Below are 22918 nucleotides of genomic sequence, written 5' to 3'. Positions count from 1 at the left end.
CCATGGCGGATCTCCGCGCGCGGACCCCGGGGCCCACCGAGCTGATCCGCGGCGCCGCGGTCCAGGTGCCCGCGCTCCGCGCCGTGTTCGCGCCGCGGCGGTCCGGGTCGCATGCCCGGTACGTCCTGTGGCGGCCCCTCGGAGAGACGGCCGGGCCGCCCGGCGGCGCGGCGCCTGCGGCGGACCGGCTCACCGAGGACCTGGACGCGGCGCCGCGCAGCGGTTCCCCGGGCGCGGGCCCCCGCTCCGCGCCGGGTCCCGGCCGGTGAGCAGATCACCGATCGCGGCGATCCCCGCGGTGACGGCGCGTTCGCCGACGTTGCCGAAGCCGAGCACGAGCCGGGGCGGAGCGGTCGCCTGCGAGGTGCGGCAGGTGCTCATCCCGTACAGGCCGACCGAGCGGGCGCGGGCGGCGGTGACGAGGGCCTGTTCGTCCGCCGTCTCCGGCAGATGGGCCACGGCGTGGAAACCCGCGGCGAGGCCCGTCACGGTGACGTCGGGGGCGTGCTCCGCGAGCGCGGCGAGCAGCGCGGCGCGCCGGGCCGCGTAGGCGGCGCGCATCCGGCGCAGGTGCCGGTCGAAGCGGCCCGACTCCATCAGCCGGGCGAGGGCCAGTTGGTCGAGGACCGGTGAGCCGCGGTCGCTGACGTGCTTGACGGACACGAGGGCCTGTGTGAGCGCCGGCGGACACAGCACCCAGCCGATGCGCAGCGCCGGTGCCAGGGATTTGCTGACGGTGCTGATGGAGACGACCCGGTCCGCCGCGAGCCCTTGGAGGGCGCCGACCGGCTCACGGTCGTAGCGGAACTCGGCGTCGTAGTCGTCCTCGACGACCACCCCGTCGACGGCGGCCGCCCACGCGATCAGGGCCAGCCGCCGCTCGGGGCCGAGCACCACCCCGGTCGGCCACTGGTGCGCCGGAGTGACGACGACCGCCCGTGCGCCGGTGGCCGCCAACGCCGCGACGTCTACGCCCTGTTCGTCCACCGGCACGGGGACCGCCTCCAGACCCGCCGCCGCGGCGGCCGCCCGGACCGAGGCGGGCGAGCCGGGATCCTCGTAGGCGACGCGGCGCACCCCGGTGCGGGCGAGGGCGCCCAGGGCCAGGGACAGACCCTGCGCGTACCCCGAGCAGATGACGGTGTGCTCGGGGTCGGCGGCGGCCGCGCGTATCCGGCGCGCGTACCCGGCGACCACCTCGCGCAGCACCGCGCTGCCCCGGGGATCGCCGTAGTCCAGTTCGGCCACCGGCATCCCGCGTGCCGCCTCCCGCACCGCCCACAGCCAGTCGGACAGCGGGAACGCGCCCAGATCCGGTACGCCCCAGCGGAAGTCGGCCAGCAGCGGCGACCGCCCGGCGGGCCGGGACGGCGGGGGCGGCGGGGACGGCGGCGGGCAGGCACCGGCCGCCACCCGGGTGCCCGAACCCACGCGCGCCACCAGATAGCCCTCGGCCAGCAACTGGGCGTAGGCGTCCTGGACCAGCCCCCTGGACAGCCCCAGCGCGCCGGCGAGTTCACGCGAGGGCGGCAGCCGCTCGCCGACCCGCAGCCGACCGGTGCGGATCGCCTCGCGCACCTGGCGTTCCAGCTGGGACCGCAGGGGCTCGTCACTGTCGCGGTCGATCGCGACGAGCAGGTCCGAGGACGCATTGGACCACTCGGGAGACATGGAATTGGAGCTTACCGGTGAGCTGATCGCTCCCTAGGGTTCGACCATGACCACCACTGATCCGCGCGAGCCGGCGTCGCCCACGGCACCGCCCACGGGCCGGCCGCCGCTGGTGACCCGTCCGCTGCTGCTCCGCTTCGTGAGCATGTTCGGCGCCTCGGCGAGCTTCTACCTGCTGCTGTCGGTCGTCCCGCTGTACGCCAAGCACTCCGGGGCCGGCGGCAACGGCGCCGGGGTGACCACGGGCGCCCTGATGCTGGCCACGGTCGCCGGCGAGATCGTGGCACCGCGGTTCATCGAGCGGTTCGGCCACCGGGTCACCCTGGGCGCGGGGCTGGTGCTGATGGGCGTGCCGTCGCTGGTGCTGACGATGTTCTCCGGCGTCGTCTGGATCACGGTGGTCTGCCTGCTGCGCGGCGCGGGCTTCGCCCTGACGGTGGTCGCGGGCGGGGCGCTGACCGCCTCGTTCATTCCTTCCGAACGCCGGGGGGAGGGGCTGGCGTTGGTCGGCGTGGTCTCCGGCGTGCCCTCGCTGCTCGGACTGCCCCTCGGTGTCTGGCTGGTCTCCCAGGTGGGATACGCGACGGTGGGCGTGACCGCGGGCGTGTGCGCGCTGGCCCCGATCCTGTCGGTACCCGCGCTGCCCGAGAAGGAGTACATCGCCGGCCGGCGGATCGGCATCCTCGACGGCGTCCGCGACCGCGCGATATCCCGGCCCGCCGTCCTGTTCGGGGTCACGGCGCTGGCCGCCGGGATCGTGGTGACCTTCCTGCCGCTCGCCGTTCCCTCGGCGTCCGCGGGGCTGGTGGCGGTGGCCCTGTTCGTCCAGCCCGCCGGGGCGGCCGCGGCGCGCTGGGTGGCCGGGCGTCTCGGCGACCGCAAGGGCTCGTCCCGGCTGGTGCTGCCCGGACTCGCCGTGTCCGCCGCGGGCATGTTCGTCACGGCGTACACCCACAGCGCCGTCGCGGTCGTCCTCGGCGTCGCCGTCTTCGGCATCGGCTTCGGCATCACCCAGAACTCCACGATCACCCTGATGTACTCCCGCGTCCCCGCCTCCGGCTACGGCACCGTGGGTGCCCTGTGGAACATCGCCTACGACGCCGGGATGGGCGTCGGTGCCGTCTGCTTCGGCGTCCTCGCCCAGCAGGTCGGCTATGCCTGGGGCTTCGCCTGCACCGGCGCCCTCATCGTCCTCGCCCTGCCCTCGGCCTGGCGCGACCGGCCCACCGGCCCCGTCACCGCCGGGTGAGGGCGTCACCCGTCTCCCGGGGACCGTGTCACCCGACGAGCGAGGCGACCGAACCGTCCGGGTCGGTGGTGCACCGGTCGAGCAGCGCGAGCATCCGGTCGGTCCAGCGCCGGGCGGTGGCGGCGCCGTAGCGGTCGCTCGCGTAGTCGAGCATGCACGTGTAGCCGCCGTCCGCGGCCGTGAAGAAGAAGGAGAGGTCGAATTTGGACGTGCCCGGGAACACGAAGAGCCGTTCGGCCCGCACACCCGGGAGGTCCATGCCGGAGTCGGCCGCGTCGTCCAGGACGACGGAGGTGCGGTACAGGTTCCGGCCGAGGCGGCCTCGCCGGCGTGTCCACCGCACCAGGTCGACGATGGACACGCCGCGGAACTCGATGGCCTCGTGCGTTCTGGCCCGTGCCTGGGCGAGCAGCCCGGTGAACGTGTCGTCGGGCCGTACCCGCAGCCGCAGCGGCAGCAGATTGTTCAACGGAGCGACCATCTGGTCGAGGTCCGCGGAGCCCCGGAGCGAGACCGGAGTGACGACCAGGAGGTCCTCGGCGCCCCGGGCGGCGTGCAGCAGCAGCGCCGTGGCGGCGGCGAAGACGGTGAACGGCGTCACCCGCGCGCGGCCGGCGAGCCTGCGCAGACGGCGCGTCGCCTCGGGGCCGACCGTGAACTCCACTCGCCCGCCGTGGCCGGGCGACACCGGGAGCCCGTCGTCGGCCGGCAGTGTGCTGTCGGCGTCGTCGGGCAGGTCGGCGAGGTTCTTCCGCCAGTAGTCCATGGCGGCCGGATCGCGCGGGGCGGACCGCTGCCGCAGCGCGTACGGTCCGGGCTGCAAGGGCACCGGCCGCACATCGGCGGGCCTGCCCTCCGTGCGGGCCCGGTAGAACTCTTCGAACTCCCGGTCGAGGATGTGCAGGGCCCAGTCGTCGAGCACGATGTGGTGCATCTGGACGACCAGGATCGCGCGGTCCGCGCCGGTCTCCAGCAGGGTGGCCCGCACCGCCCCGCGGGCCAGGTCCATCGGCGCGCGGACCAGTTCGCGCAGCCTCTCGTCGGCCTCCTCCTCGCTCCGGCACCACACCGGCGCCAGCGGGTCCCCCTCGGGCCGCACCCGCTGGACCGGCTGGTCGTCGACCAGGTCGTAGCAGGTGCGCAGCGCCTCGTGCCGGGCCACGATCGCCTCCCAGGCCCAGCGGACCGCCGACCGGTCGACGGCCCCGGTCAGGCGGTGCACCCAGGGCTCCAGGTACCGGCAGGGTCCTTCGGTCATCCGGTCGTCCAGCCACATCGCCTCCTGCTGGAGGGTCATGGGATAGACCTTCACCGCTTCCTCCGCCGCGGCGCGGCCGCCAGGCCCCGGAGTTCGGCCTGATCGGTCTTGCCGTTCGCCGTCACCGGGAACCGGTCGAGCCGCCGCACGATCCCGGGGACCAGATAGGCGGGCAACTGCCCGACGAGTTCCGCCCGCAGGTCCGCCTCGTCGAGTGCCGAGGCGTTCTCCCCGGTGCCGGGTTCGGCGACGTAGAACAGCGCCATCCCGGTCACCGTGCCGTCAGGGGCGTCCAACGGGATCACGACGCACTCGCGGACCCCGGCCACACCGCGGGCGGCGATCTCGACCTCGGCCAGCTCGATCCGGTGTCCGCCGATCTTCACCTGCCGGTCGCGCCGGCCGCGGAACCGCAGGGCGCCGTCCTCGCCGAACAGGCCCAGATCGCCGGTGCGGTAGACCCTGGTGGGCGTGCCGTCCACGTCGATGGTCGGGAACTTCTCCCGGGTCAGCTCGGGCTGATCGAGGTAGCCCAGGGCCAGACCGCGGCCGGCCGCGACGATCTCGCCGATCCGCCCCGGACCCAGCCTGCGGTCGTCCTCGTCCAGCACCAGCACGCTCGTGCCCGGTACGGCGGTCCCGATCGGAATGCCTTCGGGGATCTCGCAGTCGGCCTCGGTGATCCGCCGCGTCGTGGTGAACATGCAGTTCTCCGCGGGGCCGTAGCCGTTCCACAGCGGAATCCCGGGATGCCGGCGCAGGAAGCCGCGGGTGTGGGCCGACGACAGTTTCTCGCCGCCGACGAGGACCCGGCCGAGACCCCGGAAACAGTCCACGTCCTCGTCCACGAAGAGGTTGAACAGCGTCGTGGTGATCCAGAGCGTGTCGACGCCGGCCGTGCTCACCAGCTTCCGCAGCTCGTTCGGCATCAGCGGGTCGCTCTCGGCGAAGGCTCCGGTGCCGCCGGTGACGAGCTGGCCCCACAGCTCGAAGGCGTACATGTCCCACGCCAGCCCGGCCACCAGCGGGATGGCGTGCCCCGGCCCGAACCCGGGAAGCCGGTCGGGCCCGGTGAACATACGGGTCACGGCGCGGTGCGGCACGACCACGCCCTTGGGGCCGCCGGTGGTGCCGGAGGTGAAGAAGAGCGTGGCCGGGTCGTCCTCGGCCACCGGCGGCGGGGTGAACCGCGCGCCCCGGGCCGCGGCCTCGGCCACGTCGAAGTCCAGCCGCAGCGCGGTGAACCGGCCCGGCGCCGAGGCGTCGTCGGTGACGACGGCCTTCGGGGCGAGGCGGTCCACGATCAACCGCTTGCGCTCCGCGGTCCACGCGGGGTCCAGGTTGACGTAGGCCGCGCCGCACTTGAGGACCGCCAGCTCGACCGCCGCGAGCCGGGCCGAGCGCGGCAGGAGGAGCGGCACGTTCGTCCCGGGCCCGATACCGGCTCGGGCCAGTTCCACGGCGTAGGCGTCGGAGGCCGACGCGAGCTGGCCGTAGGTGATTCGGGCCCCGCGCCCGGTCAGCGCCACGGCCTCGGGGCGTTCGGCCGCGTGGCGGGCGAACGCGGTGTGGATCACCGCCTGCGACTCACTCACCGGCACCGGCCAACTGCCCCACGAAGTCTTCCAGGACGTCGTTGTCGAACAGCCACAGCGGCATGGCCTTGATTCCGAGCTTCGACTCGATCCTGGCGCAGATCCGGATCGCCTGGAGCGACGTGCCCCCGAAGTCGTAGAAGCTGTCGGACCGGCCGATGCGGTCCACGCCGAGCACCTCCGCGACGATCCCGGCCACGGTCTCCTCCAGCCGGCCCACCGGGGCCGTGTACTCGTTGTCCACGAAGTCCTCGCGGCATTCGGCCATCGGCCGATCCCCCCTTGTCTCGGTTCTCGTGTGTCAGTTGTCGTTGCCGGTCGTGCCGGCCGCTCGGTCCCGCATGTCCGCCAGTGCCGCCGCGATCCGCTCGACGCCCGCCGTGAGATCCGCCGGATCGGGAGTCATGCTGATCCGCACGCACTGGCGGGGATGGCGACCGAGCCGCGCGCCGCGCTCGGGCTCGGTGAAGAAGTGCCGGCCCGGTACGACGAAGACACCACGTTCTTTGAGGAGCCGGCACAGCTCCAGGTCGTCGAACCAGTCCTCGTCCACCCACAGCCACACGAACATGCCGCCCTCGCTGCGGTGAAGCCGCCAGGAGACCTCGCACGGCAGCGCCTGGACCAGCAGTTCCTCCATGTACTTGCGCCGCTCGGCGTAGAAGGGAGTGATCACCGACGCGACGACGGCGTCGATCGCGTCGCCTTCCAGGGCGCGGGCCAGGGTGGCCTGGGCGAGCTGCGGCGCGTGGAGGGCCGAGTTCGCCAGGAAGGAGACCAACGGGGTCACGTACCGCTCGTCGGCGATGACGAATCCCAGGCGCTCCCCGGGCAGCCCCGTCTTGGACAACGAGAATGAGTTGATCACTCGCTCATGCCATATCGGAGCGGTCGGCGCCTCGGCGATCCCCGGGAACGGGTGGCCGTAGGCGAGGTCGAGCATGAGCGGGACGTCCCGTGCTTCCGCGATGTCCAGCAGCCCGTCGAGCTCCTCGGGCGTCGCACGGCGACCGGCCGGGTTGCTCGGGGTGGAGATCAGGAACATCCCCGCGTTCGCCTGCTCCGACACGGCCGTCAGGTCGATGCGGTAGCCGAAGGTCCGCTCGCCCTCGGTCCTCAGGATCGGTTCGACTCCCCGGACCCCGCCCGCCGTCATCGAAAGGCCCTGGTAGCCGGTGTAGTCGGGCGTCATCGGGAGAACCAGCTCGGTGTCCCGGGCCGCTCCCGGCCCGGTGAACATCGCCGCCGCCATGAAGCACAGCATCTGGCTTCCGGGGCCGACCACGACGTTGCGCGGTCCTATGGTCCACCCGTACCGGCGATTGAAGTAGCCCACGATGGCGTCGACCAGCCGGGGAAGCCCTCGCGAGGGGCCGTACCGGCAACTGGTGTCGGCGAAGGACCCGGTCAGCGCCTCGGTGGCCAACCGCTGCCACCAGCCGCAGACCTCCGGGATCGCGGCGGGGTTGCCCACTCCGAGGTTGCGCCACGCGCGACCCGGGGCCGCGCCGGTCGCCAGGGCGATGTCCTCCATGATCCCGCGGAGGCCGGACAGCCTGGCCATCTCCAGGCCTGCGCGCGACAGTTCCATCGATGGGTTCCCTCGTCAGGCCGTCGGGCGCAGGTACGTGGACAGGTGCGCGGCGATGTGCGCGTGCACCTGTGCGCCCCGGTCGAAAACCGCGAAGTGACCGCCGTCCAGCTCGTGGAGGGTGAAGTCGCAGGTCGTATGCTCCTTCCACGGCGCCATCAGTTCACCGTCGGCTCCGGTGTCCTCGACGCCGGCGAACGCGGTGACCGGGATGTCGAGGGGCGCCGCGGGGATGAAGTCGTAACCCTGGTTCACCGCGAAGTCGGCGGCCAGGAGTGGTCGCAGGGCGCCGAGGATGTCGTGGTCGGCCAGGACGCCCTCGGGAGTCCCGCCCAGGTTCTGGAGGAATTCCGCCAGCTCCGGAAGGCTCATGGCGGCCAGGTCGTCCCGCTCCAACGGCATGTGGGGGGCGCGCCTGCCGCTCACGAACAGGTGTACCGGCATCGGTCCGCCGGTGTCGCGCAGTTCACGGACGGCCTGGAAAGCGCAGAGGGCGCCGGTGCTGTGCCCGAACAGGGCATAGGGTTCGGCGACCGATTCGGATATCTCCGAGACCAGTTCGCGGACCAGGGGCTCGACGCTGGTGAAGGGCGCCTCCTTGCGGCGTTTTTCGCGCCCCGGGGGCTGCACGGGGCATACCCCTATTTGGGCGTCGATCCCCTTGCCCCAAAGTCGGAATGCCGATGCTCCGGCTCCCGCGTGCGGCAGGCACACCAACCGGATATCCGCGTCCGGACAGGTCCCCAGCGGCAGCCATGGTGATCCGGTCATCGCTCGATCCCTCAGCCGTGAGTCCGGAGACGTACCCGGCGTGCCGGGTCGAACGCGGTCACGCTAGCGGAAGTCCGGGCACCGACACAAGAGTTGACGACAGGCGGCAGGCCACGTTGAGCTGGGGGGATCCCGGGGACCGCGACCCCGGCCGGCCCTGAGGGGGCCCGGATCCCGCTTTCTCGCGGCCGGCGGGTCAAAGCGCGCGCCACCGGGTTTCCGTGCGTTCTCCCAGACCGGATCGGATGTACCCGGGACCGTCCGGGAAAACCCTCGGCGAGGCGTCCCCTTTTCCGGCGGGAGCCTGGTATCGGACATTCCGGTTCAAGGACCGGACGAAATGCCGGCATGCGGCGGATCCGGTCCGGACCGGGGAATCGGGTCGTGGTTTCCGGCGCTTTTGAGCGCTCGGTGCGCATTCGGCTTCCGAGGTCTCCCGAGTACGACACGTGGGGGTTCCCCGTCGGCCCGCTTCCCGGAGACGCCGGCCGGACCCGCCGACGGGCGGCCCCCGGGGTGCCGGGCGGACGGCTGCGCCATAGCAGGCCCGACTGTCCACCGGTAGGGCTGTTCGGGCATGCTGTACCCCATGGTCGGGAGAGAGGACGAGGGCACCGCTATGGACGAACGGTCGGGAGCGGAGCGTCTCGGTTCGGTCGCGCCGTTGCGGATGGACGCGCTGCTGAGCGAACTGCAGGAGCATGTGGAGCGGGTGCGCGGGGGCCGGGACCGCATGCAGACCCTGCTGGACGCCGTGATGGCGATCGGCAGCGACCTCGAGCTCAAGGACCTGCTGCGACGGATCGTGCAGTCCGCCGTCGACCTGGTGGACGCCTCGTACGGCGCGCTGGGCGTGGTGGGTGAGGAAGACACCATCCGGCAGTTCATCACCGTCGGTATGGACGACGAGGCGATCGCCAAGATCGGGCACTACCCCGAAGGGCACGGCATCCTGGGTCTCCTCATCCGCGAGCCCCGTCCGCTGCGTCTGGAAGATCTCGGGGGGCATCCGGAGGCGACGGGTTTCCCGCCGGGCCACCCGCCCATGCGCACGTTCCTCGGCGCCCCCGTGCAGGTGCGCGGCAAGGTCTTCGGCAACCTCTACCTGACCGACAAGCGCAACGGGCTGCCCTTCGACGCCGACGACGAGGTGGTGCTCCAGAGCCTGGCCGCCGCGGCGGGTGTGGCGATCGACAACGCCCGCCTGTACGACGCCAGCCGCCACCGCGAGCGTCGCCTGTCCGCCAGCGCCGACATGACCCGGGCCCTGCTGTCGGGCGTGCCGCCCGAGGAGATCCTGCGCTCGCTCGCCGACACCGTGCGGCAGATGACCGGCACCGACCTGGTCACGCTCGCCCTGCCCGTCGGGGACGGGCCCGACCTCACCGTGGAGGCGGCAGCGGGCGAGGCGGCCGACCGGCTGCTCGGACTGGCGCTCCCGTCGACCACCATGGCGTCGAAGGTGTTCACCGCCGGAGAGCCGATCACCAGCGAGGCCCTCAGCGACGATCCCCGCGGATCGGGCGGCAGCGCCTCCGTGGTACGCCTGGGGCCTGCCTTCTTCGTGCCCGTGGGCGACAGCGAGCGGGTGCGCGGCGTGCTGCAGGTGGCCAACCTTCCCGGCGGTCACTCCTTCAGCGACGCGACCATCGACATGGTGTCCGCCTTCGCCGACCAGGCGGCCCTGGTACTGAAGCTCGCCGAGCACCGTCGGGAGACCGAGCAGCTGACGCTTCTCGGCGATCGTGACCGGATCGCGCGTGACCTGCACGACCAGGTCATCCAACGGCTCTTCGCCGACGGGCTGACGCTCCAGGCCGTGCTCGGCCGCGTCCGCGGCGAACCCGTCGCGACGGAGCGCATCCTGCGGGTCGTGGACGACCTGGACGACACCATCAAGATCATCCGCACGACCATCTTCGCGCTCCAGCACCGGGACCGGCAGGAGGAGGCCGGCGGGCTGCGTGCCCGGCTGCTGGCCCTGACCGACGAGTCGGCGCAGGTCCTCGGCTTCGCCCCGGCCCTGCGCATGACCGGTCTGCTGGACACGGGAGTGCCCGGTGCCCACGCCGGCCACCTCCTCGCCGTGCTGCGGGAGGCCCTGTCCAATGCGGCCCGGCACGCCCAGGCCACCGCGGTGGAAGTCACCGCCGAAGCCTCCGACCGGGCACTGCGGCTGATCGTCGCCGACAACGGACGCGGCATCGACCCCGCCGCCACCCGGCGCAGCGGACTGGCGAACCTGCGGAGCCGTGCCGAAGAACTCGGCGGCACCTGCCATGTCACGCGCCGTGATCCGACCGGCACCCTCCTGGAGTGGAACGTGCCCCTGTCCACCGACGACGGGACCGCCGAGGAGGGCCGCTGATCCCCTCGACGCCGGCGTTCGGGCGCGTCGGCCGGCCGCGGACCTCCGGGGTCCGTGCCCGTCCGCGCCCCGGTCAGCTCGCCATGGCGTAGAGAGCCGTCCCGGGCTCCACGGCGGGAGCTTCGGGCAAGCGGTCCTGGATCTCGAAGAAGTCCCGCAGCCCCGCCCCGGTCACCACGCGCAGCAGCCGGTCGCTGTCGGAGACGAGACGCAGACGGCCGTGCCGTCGTGCGACGCGGTTCCGCGCGCGGCACAGCGGGGCCAGCCCCGCGCAGTCGATGAAGGAGACGGCGCGGAGATCCACCACGACGTCCGGGCGGCCGCGGGCCGTCAGGTCGTCCAGGCACGCCGTCACCGAGGGCGCGGCGAGGATGTCGATCTCGCCGTACAGCTCCACGACGGTGGTTCCGCCGGTGGTGGTGCGGTACGTGGGGCGGCGTTCGGATCCGCTCGGGGTTTCGGCCATGGTCACAGGAAAGCCGGTGCGGACGGTGGACCGGAAGGGCCGTTGTACCTCTTCGTCGGCACGCTGCCTGGGCCGCTCTCCGGTCACAGCGGGACCGGTGGCACTCATCGAGGGCCGGGGCCGGGTCTCAGCATGGACGAAACTCCTTGTGTCGTGCCGAGAGAGGGCTGACCCGTGCGTCCGGACGACGGCTTTTGCGAACTCGATCGTGACGAGTGCCTGCGCCTGCTGGCGACGGCCCCCGTGGGCCGCGTCGTCTACACGCGGCAGGCCTTGCCGGCGGTGATGCCGGTCGGCTTCGGACTGGACGAGGACGGAACGGTGCTGCTGCGCGCGTCGGCGGCGTCCGAGCTGGTCCGCGCGGTCGACGGGGCGGTCGTCGCCTTCGAGGCGGACGCGGTGGACGCGGCGGCACGGTCCGGCTGGAGCGTCGTCCTGACCGGCCGGGCCGCGGTCGTGACCCGCCGGGCGGAACGGGAACGTGCCGAGCGGGCGGCGCCGCGTTCCCGGGTCCCCTCGCCCGACGAGGTCCTCGTGCGGATCGACGCCGAACTGGTCACCGGCCGCCGACTGGTCACCGGCCGCACGACGTACCGCGTGCCCCGCCGGGCCGACCGCCAGGCGCCGCCCTCCCCGACCGGGACCGAACGTCCCTACGGCGGTGGGGTCGGACGGCACGGCGACGGGCTCCCGCAGGCCCTGCCCCCGGTGGTGGCGAGCGACGAGCATCGGCGGTGCAGCTCCCCGGCGAACCCCCTGGGCAGCGTCGCGAACGATGCGGAGGCAGTGATGACCGTGGCACCCCACGCAGACGTGGCCGCGCCCGCCGAGGCCTGGCGGGGCTTTCGCGGACCCCGGTGGCGCGAGAGCGTCGACGTACGAGACTTCATCCAGGCCAACTACACCCCCTACGAAGGGGGTTCCGAGTTCCTCGCCGGGCCGACCGAGCGAACGCTCTCCGTCTGGCACAAGGTCGCCGCGCTGTTCCCCGAGGAGCGCCGCAAGGGTGTCTACGACGTCGACGCCGCCACCCCTTCCACGATCACCTCGCACGCCCCCGGTTACATCGACCGGGAGCGCGAGCTGATCGTCGGCCTCCAGACCGACGCCCCGCTCAGGCGGGCGATCATGCCGAACGGCGGTCTGCGCATGGTGGAGAACGGGCTCAGGGCGTACGGCTACGCGCCCGACCCGTTCGTGACCAAGGTCTTCGGCACCTATCGCAAGACCCACAACGACGGCGTCTTCGACGCGTACACCCCCGCCATGCGCGCCGCCCGCAAGGCCGGCGTGATCACCGGACTGCCGGACGCCTACGGACGGGGCCGGATCATCGGCGACTACCGGCGGGTGGCGCTCTACGGCACCGACCGGCTGATCGAGGCCAAGCGGGCCGACCGGGCCCTCCTGGACGCGCAGCCGTCCACCCCGGACGTCATCCGCGACCGGGAGGAGCTGGCCGAGCAGATCCGCGCGCTGGGTGAGCTGACGCGGATGGCGGCCTCGTACGGCTGTGACGTGTCGCGGCCGGCCGTGACCGCGCGGGAGGCCGTGCAGTGGCTCTACCTCGGCTTCCTGGCCGCGGTGAAGGAGCAGAACGGTGCCGCGATGTCGCTGGGCCGCACGTCGACCTTCCTGGACGTCTACCTCCAGCGGGACCTGGACGAGGGCCGCATCGACGAGACACGGGCCCAGGAACTGATCGACGACTTCGTGATCAAGCTGCGCATCGTGCGGTTCCTGCGCACACCCGAGTACGACGCCCTCTTCTCCGGCGACCCGACCTGGGTGACGGAGTCCATCGGCGGCATCGGTGCCGACGGGCGGCCGTTGGTCACCCGTACCTCGTTCCGCTTCCTGCAGACCCTCTACAACCTCGGGCCCGCGCCGGAGCCGAACCTGACGGTGCTGTGGTCGCCCCGGTTGCCGGAGGGGTTCAAGCGGTTCTGCGCCCAGGTCTCCATCGACACCAGCTCCATCCAGTACGAGTCCGACGACCTGATGCGCCCGCGCACCGGCGACGACACCGCCATCGCCTGCTGTGTGTCCGCCATGGCGGTGGGCCGGCAGATGCAGTTCTTCGGCGCCCGGGTCAACCTCGCCAAGGCCCTGCTGTACGCGATCAACGGCGGCCGGGACGAGCTGACCGGCGAACAGGTCGCGCCCCGGATGCCCGCCCTGACCGGCACGTACCTGGACTACGACGAGTTGTCGGCGGCGTACGACCGGATGCTGGACTGGCTGGCCGAGACGTACGTCGACGCGCTGAACGTCATCCACTACATGCACGACAAGTACGCGTACGAGCGCATCGAGATGGCGTTGCACGACCACCCCGTGCACCGCTTCATGGCCTGCGGGATCGCCGGCCTCTCGGTCGCCGCGGACAGCCTGTCCGCCGTCAGGTACGGCCGGGTGAGGGTGATCCGGGACGACACCGGACTCGCCGTGGACTACGTCACCGAGGGCGACTTCCCCTCGTACGGCAACAACGACGACCGGGCCGACGCCCTCGCCGTGCACCTGGTCGAGTCGTTCATGGCGAAGGTCCGCAAGCACCCCGCCTACCGGGGCGCCGAGCACACCCAGTCCGTGCTGACCATCACGTCCAACGTGGTCTACGGCAAGCACACCGGCAACACCCCCGACGGCCGGCGTGCCGGACAGCCCTTCGCGCCGGGCGCCAACCCGATGAACGGCCGGGACCGGCACGGGGTCGTCGCCTCGGCGCTGTCGGTGGCGAAGCTGCCGTACGAGGAGGCCCGCGACGGGATCTCCCTGACCACGACCATCACCCCGGAGGGACTCGGCCACGACCCCGCCGAACGCGCGGGCAACCTGGCCGGGGTCCTCGACGGCTACATGGCCGCGGGCGGCTTCCACATGAACGTCAACGTGCTGAACCGGGCGACTCTCGAGGACGCCATGGAACACCCCGAGGACTACCCGGAGTTGACCATCCGGGTCTCCGGATACGCGGTCAACTTCGTCCGTCTGACGCGCGAGCAGCAGCTCGACGTGATCAGCCGCACCTTCCACGGGTCCCTGTGAAGGCCCCGGCGGTGCCGGCGGTGACCGGACGGACCCACTCCTGGGACCTGTCCACCGGGGTGGACGGTCCCGGGACCCGGTTCGTGCTGTTCGTCAGCGGCTGCCCGCTGCGCTGCCTGTACTGCGCCAACCCCGACACCTGGCACATGCGCGACGGACGGGAGACCTCGGTGGACGAGGTCATGGCGGAGATCGGGAGATACCGGGACTTCGTGACCACGGCCGGGGGAGGGGTCACGATCACGGGCGGGGAGCCGCTGCTCCAGCCCGCCTTCACCGGCTCCCTCCTGCGCCGCTGCAAGGAGGCGGGACTCCACACGGCGCTGGACACCTCCGGCTTCCTGGGCGAGCGGGCCTCCGACGAGCTCCTCGCCGACACCGACCTGGTGCTGCTGGACATCAAGGCGTTCCACGCCCCCACCTACCGCAGGCTCACCGGGGCCCGACTGGCCCCCACACTCGGCTTCGCCACCCGCCTGGACCGACTCGACGTCCCCGTGTACATCCGGTACGTCCTCGTCCCCGGCCTGACCGACGATCCGTCCGCGATCGACGGCCTCGGTGCCTTCCTGGCCGGGCTCGGCAACGTCGACCGCGTGGACGTCCTGCCGTTCCACAAGCTCGGCGCCCACAAGTACGACGCCCTCGGCATCGACTTCCCGCTGCGCGGCACCCCCGTCCCGGACCCGGCTCTGACGGAGCGCGTGCGGGGACAGTTCCGGGAGCACGGGCTGCGGGCGGTGTGAGCCGGGCGGCGCACCCCGACGGGCCGCCGGCCGCCCCGCGCCTCCGGGCACCGTGAGCCCCGCCGACCGGGGCCGGGGTCGCCCGGTCCCCACACCGGGACCAGTGGCATCTCCTCGTCCGAGGGCGCTGCCACGAGACTGACTTCGCGTTCGAGAAGGAGACCAAGAATGCCCCGCACCATCACCGTCGGCGTGGACGGTTCACCCGGCTCCCGCATCGCCACCGACTGGGCTGTCCGGGAGGCCCGGCGTCGTGACGTCCCGCTGCGTCTGGTCCACGCCGCCCAGCGGTGCGCCGAGCCCGACCCCGTGCTCAGCGAGACCGAGGCGCGGATCGCGCGCCGTGCCGCGGACGTGCGGATCGACAGCGACCGCGTCCCGGGCGATCCGGTGTCCGTGCTGCTCACGGCGGCGGGCGATGCCGAACTGGTCGTACTCGGTTCGCCCTCTTCGGCGGCCGGCGTGGCCGGCCGGCTGGCCGGGGCGGTCGCCCTGACGGTCGTCGCTCGCTGCCGGCGGCCCGTCGTACTGGTACCCGGCGGGCGCCCGCAGGACGAGCACCGGCCCGGCGACGTGGTGCTGGGCCTCGATCTGACGGAACCGCACGACGCGGTGATCGAGTTCGCGTTCGACGCGGCCTCCCGCCGCGCGGCGAGGCTGCGCGTCGTCCACGGCTGGAAGGCGGAGCCGGACGTCCACGACGCCGCCGCCGACGCCGGACGGTCCGGCGCGCGCACCCTGTCCGAGGTGCTGCGGCCCTGGCGGGAGAGGTTCCCCGGCGTGGAGGTGGCCGAGCAGGCCGTGATCGGGACGGCCGGCAGGCATCTGGCCGAGGCGTCGGGGGACGCGTCCCTGGTCGTCGTCGGCCGCACTCGGCGGCGCGGGCCCGTCGGTGCCGCGCTCGGGCCGGTCACCCAGGCCGTGCTGGAGCACAGCTCGGTGCCGGTCGCGGTGATCCCGCACGCGTGAGCCCCCGCACCTGGTCCCGGTGACTCACCGCCGCCGGGACCACGCGGGGGCGGAGCGTCGTGTTCAGCCCTCGCCGACGGCTTCGCCGGGCGTGTCGTCGGCCGTGAGACGGATCCCGGTGATCAGGTCGGGGTGGATGCGTACCGCGTAGTCCATGGTCTGCTGCACCCAGGACGTCAACAGGGTCCGGTACCGGGCCAGCTCCTCGGGGTCGGTCACCAGCCGGGCGTAGCCGGTGGCCACCACGCTCCAGCCGAGATGGGTGTCCGGGTCGATGAGGTCGGCCTCGTAGGCGACGACGACGCCGGAGCCGTCGGCCTCCTGGGCACGGGAGGTGAGGGCCGCCCCCGCGTGGGTGCGGATGATGATGTCGCCGCCCACCATGACGTGGTTCACGGGCCGCACGGTCGGCAGTGCGCGCTGGGTGAAGACGATCCGTCCGAAGGAGACGCTTCCCAGCAGCCGCATGGCTTCGTCGCGGTTCAGCTCGATGCTTCGGCGCGGTCCGGGGGGAACGGGCTGGGCGTTGTCGATGGTCATGGAGGGCCTGCTGCGCTTTCGTTGCTCAGTGCGGTCTGCCGTTGCCCGTTGTGCCGGCGAGACAACGAGGTGCCCGCCGCGGACAGACGTGGTCGGCTCATTGAAACCTCGCCGGAACGTCCCGCGCCAGGGCCGTTCGGCCCTGTTCCGGGTCCGGTCGGCCCTGTACTGCGCGCGCGGCACGCCGAGCGCCGGACGCGGCCTCCCCGGGCCGGCGGCCCGTCCGGGCCGGCCCGTGCGAACGCGGCACGGCGTCGGGGTCCGGCTGTCCCGCGTAGGCTGGACCGGTCCGCGGCACGGGGTGAGGGAAACTGGGGAGGGGACAGGGTCGACAGACCCTGGACCTTCCGACCGGAGACCAGAAGGATCTCAGGACGGAGCGCGGCACCGTCCAGCGAGTACAACGGCGAGGCACGCCGGAACAGGGAGCGATTGATGGCAGACGGCAAGCAGCACGGCCCCGACAACCCGATTCGCGTCGTCCTGATGGACGACCACGAGGTGGTACGGCGTGGCGTGCGCGACCTGCTGAACGACGAGCCGGACATCGAGGTGGTCGGTGAGGCCGGTTCGGCGGAGCAGGCCCTGGTGCGCATCCCCGCGCTGCGCCCGCACGTGGCCGTGCTGGACGTCCGCCTGCCCGACGGCGACGGCGTGAGCGTCTGCCGTGAACTCCGCTCGCGCGTGCCGGAGCTGGCCTGCCTGATGCTGACCTCGTTCGACGACGAGGAGGCGCTGCTGGACGCGATCATGGCGGGCGCCTCCGGGTACGTCCTGAAGCAGATACAGGGTTCGGAACTGGTCTCGGCCGTGCGTACCGTCGCCGCGGGCCAGTCCCTGCTCGACCCGAGCGCCACGACCAAGCTGATGGCCCGCCTGCGCGGCGGTCAGGAGCGGGAGGAGCCGGACGCGCTGCCCGGCCTGACCGACCGGGAGCGGGAGATCCTCGCCCTGATCGGAGAGGGGCTGACCAACCGCCAGATCGGCCAGCGCCTCTACCTGGCCGAGAAGACGGTGAAGAACCACATCTCGCGCCTGCTGGCGAAGCTCGGTGTGGAGCGCCGCGTCCAGGCGGCGGTGATCGCCACCCAGGCCGCGGACCGGCAGAAGCAGGGCGGGCAGGCCCGCTGACCGCGACATCTGGCCTTACGTCCCGATAGGGGCGTAAGGCCCTTTTTTTTGATGGCGACAAGGGCGCGGCCGACCGTGTCGGCCGAGGTCCGTGTCGGCCAGGCCCTCGACGGCAGGCACCTTTCCGCGCGGTCACGGTGACGAGGGATGTGTCCGCGTTTCGCCGGAGGACTCGACGGCGTCGCCCTTCCGCGCCGCCCGTACGATCCGGGCCGGGGCCGGGGAAGAGGCGGGACCGGCCCTCGCGACGCGCCTCCTCGGCGGGTGCGTGTCGTGTCCGCGTGGATCGCGGGGGCATGTGACGTGCCCCTGAGCGGGCGCCGGGCCGTCGGGCGGGTCCACGAGCCAGGACGCGAGGTTCTGGACACTGGGACCGGCCCCGCGCTCGGCACGCCGTGCCCACTCGGCCCACTCGGCCCCGGCGGTCCGGTCATCCGCGCCCCGGCGGGGGACGAGTCCCCGTCAGGTCCGACCGCGGACTCGGCACCCCGACCACGGACTCGGCACCCCGACCGCGGCCTCGGCGCCCTGAACGGGGCGGAGGCCCTCGTCGGCAAGCCGCCCTGCGCGCCGGGGCCCCGAAGGCGCGCTTCCTCCGCATCCTCGCCGGCGTGTCCTGTCCGCACGAGGGGCGCGGCGCCCCGCACCGCCCGGATCCCAACGTCGGCCGAACAGCCACCCGTCCGTCGTGCGTGCCGTCAACAGGCCTGGACGGACAGGGACCTTCAGGCCCCGCGGTCGGTGCCCTTCGGCATCGGGCGCATCGCCTCGCCCACCGCGAGAGTAAGGGTGTCAAGCGAACGAGACCGGAGAACGCAGGAAGGGACCACCGACATGGCCGTGCACCCGCACTCCCACCGCAACCCGGGCTTCCATCTCCCGTTCCGCCCGAACCGGACCGGTTCCCCGGTCGCCGTGTCGGCCGGACTCGACGCGCACACCGCCGGGGCCCGCCCCCTCGCCTCGCTGCGCGTCCTGACCGGGTTCGTCTTCCTGTGGGCGTTCCTGGACAAGACCTTCGGGCTCGGATACGCCACGGCGTCAGGCCGGGGCTGGATCGACGGCGGCTCCCCGACGAAGGGATTCCTCGGCGCCGTCGCCGCCGGACCCATGCGGTCCACGTTCCACGCGTGGGCCGGTGCCCCCTGGGCGGACTGGCTGTTCATGCTCGGTCTGCTGGGCATCGGCGTGGCCTTCACCACAGGTGTGGCGCTGCGGCCGGCCGCTGCGGCGGGCACGGCGATGCTGGCGCTGATGTGGCTCGCCGAGTGGCCGCCGGCCAGGCACCTGGCCGACGGTTCGCCGACCATGTCCACGAACCCGTTCGCCGACTACCACGTGATCTACGCCGCCGCGCTCATCGCCATGGCGGCAGCGGGCGCCGGCGCCACCTGGGGCCTTGGCCGGCTCTGGGCACGCCTGCCGATCGTCCGCGACCACACCTGGCTGCGCTGACCGCGACGGCCATCGCCGCGCCCACCGCGTGAGGCGCCGCGTCCCCACCCTCACCGACCCCCCGACACCCCCCCGAAAACGACGCTCGAACCGGCCCGCACGGGCCCGGTTCAGGAGGTGGAGAACATGCCCCGCACCATCATCGTGGGTCTCGACGGCTCGCCCGAGAGCCGTGCCGCCGCCGATTGGGCGGCCCGCGAGGCCGAGATGCGCGGACTGCCGGTGAAGCTCGTCCAGGCGTGGGAGCCGGTACCGGCTCCCATGGCCGAGGCCCCCCTGCTGGGCGCCGAGACGCAGCAGCACTGGACCGGACGGATTCTCCGTGAGGCCGCCGGGGCCCTGCGGCAGCACCGTCCCGGGGTGCAGGTGAGCACCGAACAGCTCACCGGATCACCGGCCGAGGCCCTGCTCGGTGCCGCACGGGACGCCGACATGCTCGTCCTCGGCTCGCGCGGCCTCGGCGCCTTCGAGGGTTTCCTGGTCGGCTCGGTCGGCCTCGCGGTCGTGGCGCACAGCGAACGGCCCGTCATCCTGGTCCGCGCCGGTGAGAAGGCCCCGGCCTCGCCCGGGAAGACCCCGGCGGGAACCGCTGACGGTGCCGCGCCCGTGCTGCCCGTCCTGCTCGGACTGGACACCGGCAACCCGGACGCCGCCCCGATCGAGTTCGCCTTCGAGGCCGCCGCGCAACGCGGCGTGCCCCTGCGAGTGGTGCACGGCTGGAACCCGCCGTACTACTACCCCTACGGCATGGCCCCCGACCCCGCGATCACCGAGACGGTGGCGGCGGCCGAGGCCGACGCCCTGAAGGAGACGCTGCGGCCCTGGCGGCAGAAGTACCCCGATGTCCAGGTCACCACGGAGTCCCACTGCGGCAGCCCGTCGCTCGCCCTGGTCGACGCCTCCCGCGAAGCCTCCCTGGTCGTCGTCGGCCGGCGCATCCGCCGCTCCGCCGTCGGCGCCCGCATCGGCACCGTCACCCACGCCGTCCTGCACCACGCTGCCGCCCCCGTCGCCGTCGTCCCGCACGACTGACCCCGCACCCCAGGAGAAACCCATGAAAGCAGCTGTCGTACGAGCCTTCGGCGAGCCCCTGGTCATCGAGGAGCGGCCGGACCCCGAGCCCGGCCCCGGCCAGGTCCGCATCCGCGTCGAAGCCTCCGGGCTGTGCCACACCGACATCCACGCCGCCCACGGTGACTGGCCCGTCAAGCCCCGACCGCCGTTCGTCCCCGGCCACGAGGGCGTCGGCCTCGTCGAGAAGCTCGGCGACGGGGTCACCCACCTCCGCGTGGGTCAGCGTGTGGCGGTCCCGTGGCTCGGCAGGGCCTGCGGGCGGTGCGAGCACTGCCTGTCCGGCTGGGAGACGCTGTGCGAGCAGCAGATCAACACCGGGTACGGCTGCGACGGGGGGTACGCCGAGAAGATGCTGGCCTGGGCGGACTTCGCCCAGCCGGTGCCCGCGGGGGTCACGCCGCTCGACGCCGCCCCGCTCACCTGCGCCGGCGTCACCACCTACAAGGCCCTCAAGGTCGCCGGCGTCCGGCCCGCCCAACTCGTGGCGGTCTCCGGTGTCGGCGGGCTCGGGCACCTGGCCGTGCAGTACGCGAAGATCGCCGGTGCCACGGTCGCGGCGATCGACGTCACCGACGAGAAGCTGGAGCTGGCCCGGGAGCTGGGCGCGGACATCGTCATCGACGCCCGCGCGCAGGACGTCGGCGCGGAGCTGAAGAAGCACGGCGGTGCCCACGCGGCCATCGCGCTGGCCGTGAACCCGGCCGCGTTCGAGGCCGTCAACTCCGGTCTGCGGCGCGGCGGGAAGCTCGTCATGGTGGCACTGCCCGCGCACGGCACGATCCAGGTACCGATCTTCGACACCGTACTGAACGGCACCTCGGTCATCGGCTCCATCGTCGGCACGCGACAGGACCTCGACGAGGTCTTCCGACTGCACGCGGCCGGCCGCACGAGGGTGATCCGCGAGACCCGCACCCTCGACTCCGTGAACGAGTCCATCGACGCCGTGCTGCGCGGCGAGATCAAGGCCCGGATCGTCTTCGACCTGGGCGTGGACGGGTGACGACGGTGGAACCGCCACTGGTCGTCGGCGTGGACGGGTCCGAGCCGAGCCTGCGCGCCGTCGACTGGGCGGCCGATGAGGCCGCCCTGCGGGGCCTTCCGCTGAGGCTGGTCCACGCCTCGCTCTGGGAGCGGTACGAGGGCACCGCGCCCGCGGAGGACCTCGGCAAGCCGTCCGAGGAGGTCATGGCGGAGGACGTCGTCGAGACGGCCGCGCGCCGGGCGCACCGCCGTCGGCCGGGGGTCGAGGTCACCACCGACGTGCTGCCGGAGGAACCGGAGTACGCGCTGGTACGGGAGAGCCGCACCGCCGCGGCGGTGGTCCTCGGCTCGCGCGGCCGGAGCGGCCTGACCGAGGCCGTCCTCGGTTCCGTCAGCGCGACGGTGGCGGGTCACGCGCACTGCCCCGTGATCGTGCTGCGGGAGAACCACGACGACCGGGTCCGCTCCGCGGCGGGCCGCGTCGTCCTGGGAGTCGGCGCGCGGCAGAAGGACGCGGCGGCGGTGCGCTTCGCCGTCGAAGAGGCGCGGCTGCGCGGCGTGCCCCTGGAGGCCGTACGAGCCTGGCGGCGCCCCGCGCACGGGGCGCCGCACCACGCGGTGCCGTCCGGTGGACCGGTCGCGTCCCCCGAGGCGCGGGCCGCCGGGGAACTGGCGGCCGCCGTGCGGGACGTCCCGTCCGGCACCGCGTCGCGCCGGCGCACCGTCGAGGGCCCCGCCCACAGGGCCCTGATCGACGCCTCGGCCGACGCCGGACTGCTGGTGATCGGCGCCCGGCGCCGAGAGGGCCGCCACGGCCCGGCACTCGGCCGCGTCGCGCACGCGGTGCTGCACCACGCCGGCTGCCCCGTCGCGGTCGTACCGCAGTGAGCGCGAGCGGGACGAAGGCGGCGGCCGCGCGGCGGCCGCCTGGCCACTGAAGCATCCGACCGTGAAGGAGTTCACCACCATGACCGTACGCGTCGGCATCAACGGCTTCGGCCGCATCGGCCGCACCTGTCTCCGCGCGTCTCTCGACCGCGCGCAAGCGGGTACCCAGGACGTCCACGTCGTCGCGATCAACGACGTGGCACCGCCCGCCACCCTCGCTCACCTGCTGGAGTACGACTCGACGTTCGGGCACATCGGACGCGAGGTCACCCATGACGACAGCTCGCTCACCGTCGACGGCCGGCGCATCGCCGTCACCGCCGAGCGCGACCCCGCGGCCCTGCGCTGGTCCGACTACGGAGCGGACATCGTCATCGAGTCCACCGGCCGCTTCCGCGACCGCGACTCCGCCGCGCTGCACCTGAAGGCAGGAGCCCACACCGTGTTGCTGTCGGCGCCGGGCAAGGGCGTCGACGCCACCCTCGTGATGGGCGTCAACGACGACACCTACGACAGGAACCGCGATCGGATCATCTCGGCCGCCTCCTGCACCACCAACTGCCTCGCGCCGATGGTCAAGGTCCTCGACGACGCCTTCGGCGTGGACCGCGGCCTGCTCACCACGGTGCACGGATACACCAACGACCAGTCGCTGCTCGACGGCCCGCACAAGGACCTGCGGCGCGCCCGTTCGGCGGCCCTGAGCATCATTCCGACCAGCACCGGTGCCGCGCGGGCCGTGGGCCTGGTGGTGCCCGAGCTGGCCGGGGCGCTCGACGGGATCGCCGTCCGGGTTCCCGTGGAGGACGGCTCGCTCACCGATCTGACGGTGACGCTGAAGCGGGAGGCCACCGCCGACGAGATCAACGCGGCCTTCGCCGCGGCCGCCGAGGGCCCGCTCAACGGCATCCTGCGCGTCTCGACGGCGCCCATCGTCTCCCGCGACGTCATCGGCGACCCGGCGTCCTGCGTCTTCGACGCCGGCCTGACCCAGACCAACGGCACCCTGGCCAAGGTGTTCGGCTGGTACGACAACGAGTGGGGCTACACCAACCGGCTTCTGGACCTCGTCGCGCTCGTCGCCGACGACTGACCCGGAGCTTGAAGGAGC

Annotated in this window: 19 protein-coding genes and 1 pseudogene; 12 read left to right on the top strand and 8 right to left on the bottom strand. The window is 72.9% G+C overall.

Features of this window, described 5'->3' with window-relative positions; genetic code table 11:
- Positions 1-189: 189 nt before the first annotated feature.
- Positions 190-1671, bottom strand: a complete 1482-nt coding sequence (gene pdxR, locus QSK45_RS19105) for a MocR-like pyridoxine biosynthesis transcription factor PdxR (protein ID WP_285558410.1) — start codon at positions 1669-1671, stop codon at positions 190-192.
- A 46-nt stretch (positions 1672-1717) separates the two neighbouring features.
- Here pdxR and QSK45_RS19100 point away from each other — a divergent pair, with 46 nt between their 5' ends.
- A complete protein-coding gene (locus QSK45_RS19100; protein WP_285558408.1) occupies positions 1718-2920 on the top strand; it encodes an MFS transporter in 1203 nt (400 codons plus the stop codon).
- A 28-nt stretch (positions 2921-2948) separates the two neighbouring features.
- On the opposite strand, the gene QSK45_RS19095 is transcribed toward QSK45_RS19100, so the two are convergent.
- From QSK45_RS19095 to QSK45_RS19075, 5 genes are read right to left on the bottom strand one after another with little or no spacing between them, the layout of a single operon-like run.
- Entirely contained in the window at positions 2949-4232 is a 1284-nt protein-coding gene (locus tag QSK45_RS19095) for a condensation domain-containing protein (RefSeq protein ID WP_285558405.1), read from the bottom strand.
- Positions 4229-5773 (bottom strand): amino acid adenylation domain-containing protein, encoded by a 1545-nt coding sequence (locus QSK45_RS19090; RefSeq protein ID WP_285558404.1) that lies wholly within the window; start codon positions 5771-5773, stop codon positions 4229-4231. The genes QSK45_RS19095 and QSK45_RS19090 overlap by 4 nt, the downstream gene beginning before the upstream one ends.
- The gene (locus QSK45_RS19085; protein ID WP_285558402.1) at positions 5766-6041 is read right to left on the bottom strand and encodes a phosphopantetheine-binding protein; all 276 of its coding nucleotides are present in this window, start codon (positions 6039-6041) and stop codon (positions 5766-5768) included. Before QSK45_RS19085 ends, QSK45_RS19090 begins: the two co-directional genes overlap by 8 nt.
- A gap of 33 nt (positions 6042-6074) precedes the next feature.
- Positions 6075-7364, bottom strand: a complete 1290-nt coding sequence (locus QSK45_RS19080; protein WP_285558400.1) for an aminotransferase class I/II-fold pyridoxal phosphate-dependent enzyme — start codon at positions 7362-7364, stop codon at positions 6075-6077.
- Positions 7365-7379: 15 nt separating this feature from the next.
- A complete protein-coding gene (locus QSK45_RS19075) occupies positions 7380-8135 on the bottom strand; it encodes a thioesterase II family protein (protein ID WP_285558398.1) in 756 nt (251 codons plus the stop codon).
- 589 nt (positions 8136-8724) lie between these two features.
- On the opposite strand from QSK45_RS19075, the gene QSK45_RS19070 reads away from it, so the two are divergent.
- Complete coding sequence (locus QSK45_RS19070; protein ID WP_285558396.1) at positions 8725-10503, top strand: GAF domain-containing sensor histidine kinase; 1779 nt, start codon at positions 8725-8727, stop codon at positions 10501-10503.
- A 73-nt stretch (positions 10504-10576) separates the two neighbouring features.
- Here QSK45_RS19070 and QSK45_RS19065 read toward each other — a convergent pair whose 3' ends face one another.
- Complete coding sequence (locus QSK45_RS19065; RefSeq protein ID WP_285558394.1) at positions 10577-10969, bottom strand: STAS domain-containing protein; 393 nt, start codon at positions 10967-10969, stop codon at positions 10577-10579.
- 174 nt (positions 10970-11143) lie between these two features.
- Here QSK45_RS19065 and QSK45_RS19060 point away from each other — a divergent pair.
- The 4 genes and pseudogenes from QSK45_RS19060 to QSK45_RS19045 form a co-directional block, all read left to right on the top strand.
- Positions 11144-11569 (top strand): annotated as a pseudogene (locus tag QSK45_RS19060) (pyridoxamine 5'-phosphate oxidase family protein); the annotation flags it as partial.
- A gap of 189 nt (positions 11570-11758) precedes the next feature.
- Complete coding sequence (pflB, locus tag QSK45_RS19055) at positions 11759-14020, top strand: formate C-acetyltransferase (protein WP_285558871.1); 2262 nt, start codon at positions 11759-11761, stop codon at positions 14018-14020.
- A gap of 20 nt (positions 14021-14040) precedes the next feature.
- Positions 14041-14766 (top strand): pyruvate formate-lyase-activating protein, encoded by a 726-nt coding sequence (gene pflA / locus QSK45_RS19050; RefSeq protein WP_285558392.1) that lies wholly within the window; start codon positions 14041-14043, stop codon positions 14764-14766.
- Between the two features lie 168 nt (positions 14767-14934).
- On the top strand, positions 14935-15735 hold the full coding sequence (locus tag QSK45_RS19045) for a universal stress protein (RefSeq protein ID WP_285558390.1): 801 nt from the start codon (positions 14935-14937) through the stop codon (positions 15733-15735).
- Between the two features lie 63 nt (positions 15736-15798).
- Here QSK45_RS19045 and QSK45_RS19040 read toward each other — a convergent pair whose 3' ends face one another.
- Positions 15799-16275, bottom strand: coding sequence for a pyridoxamine 5'-phosphate oxidase family protein (locus QSK45_RS19040; RefSeq protein ID WP_285558388.1), 477 nt, complete (start codon positions 16273-16275; stop codon positions 15799-15801).
- A gap of 435 nt (positions 16276-16710) precedes the next feature.
- Between QSK45_RS19040 and QSK45_RS19035 the strand changes: the two genes are divergently transcribed.
- The 6 genes from QSK45_RS19035 (at position 16711) to gap (ending at position 22900) form a co-directional block, all read left to right on the top strand.
- The gene (locus QSK45_RS19035; protein WP_285558386.1) at positions 16711-17406 is read left to right on the top strand and encodes a response regulator; all 696 of its coding nucleotides are present in this window, start codon (positions 16711-16713) and stop codon (positions 17404-17406) included.
- Positions 17407-18240: 834 nt separating this feature from the next.
- On the top strand, positions 18241-18861 hold the full coding sequence (locus tag QSK45_RS19030) for a hypothetical protein (protein ID WP_285558384.1): 621 nt from the start codon (positions 18241-18243) through the stop codon (positions 18859-18861).
- A gap of 126 nt (positions 18862-18987) precedes the next feature.
- Positions 18988-19893: a universal stress protein gene (locus QSK45_RS19025; RefSeq protein ID WP_285558381.1), complete on the top strand. Its 906-nt coding sequence runs from the start codon at positions 18988-18990 to the stop codon at positions 19891-19893.
- 22 nt (positions 19894-19915) lie between these two features.
- Positions 19916-20938: a zinc-dependent alcohol dehydrogenase gene (locus QSK45_RS19020; RefSeq protein WP_285558379.1), complete on the top strand. Its 1023-nt coding sequence runs from the start codon at positions 19916-19918 to the stop codon at positions 20936-20938.
- A 5-nt stretch (positions 20939-20943) separates the two neighbouring features.
- A complete protein-coding gene (locus QSK45_RS19015) occupies positions 20944-21807 on the top strand; it encodes a universal stress protein (protein WP_285558377.1) in 864 nt (287 codons plus the stop codon).
- 79 nt (positions 21808-21886) lie between these two features.
- Positions 21887-22900 carry a type I glyceraldehyde-3-phosphate dehydrogenase gene (gap, locus tag QSK45_RS19010; RefSeq protein ID WP_285558375.1) on the top strand — a complete coding sequence of 338 codons (1014 nt, stop codon included), beginning with the start codon at positions 21887-21889 and terminating at the stop codon, positions 22898-22900.
- Positions 22901-22918 lie beyond the last annotated feature (18 nt).

Origin of the sequence: Streptomyces hygroscopicus subsp. hygroscopicus (assembly GCF_030269125.1) — a bacterium.
In the GTDB taxonomy this organism is placed as follows: Bacteria; Actinomycetota; Actinomycetes; order Streptomycetales; family Streptomycetaceae; genus Streptomyces; species Streptomyces hygroscopicus_C.
The sequence above is the reverse complement of the archived record's forward strand: the minus strand, read 5'-3'. Positions and strand labels throughout refer to the sequence as shown.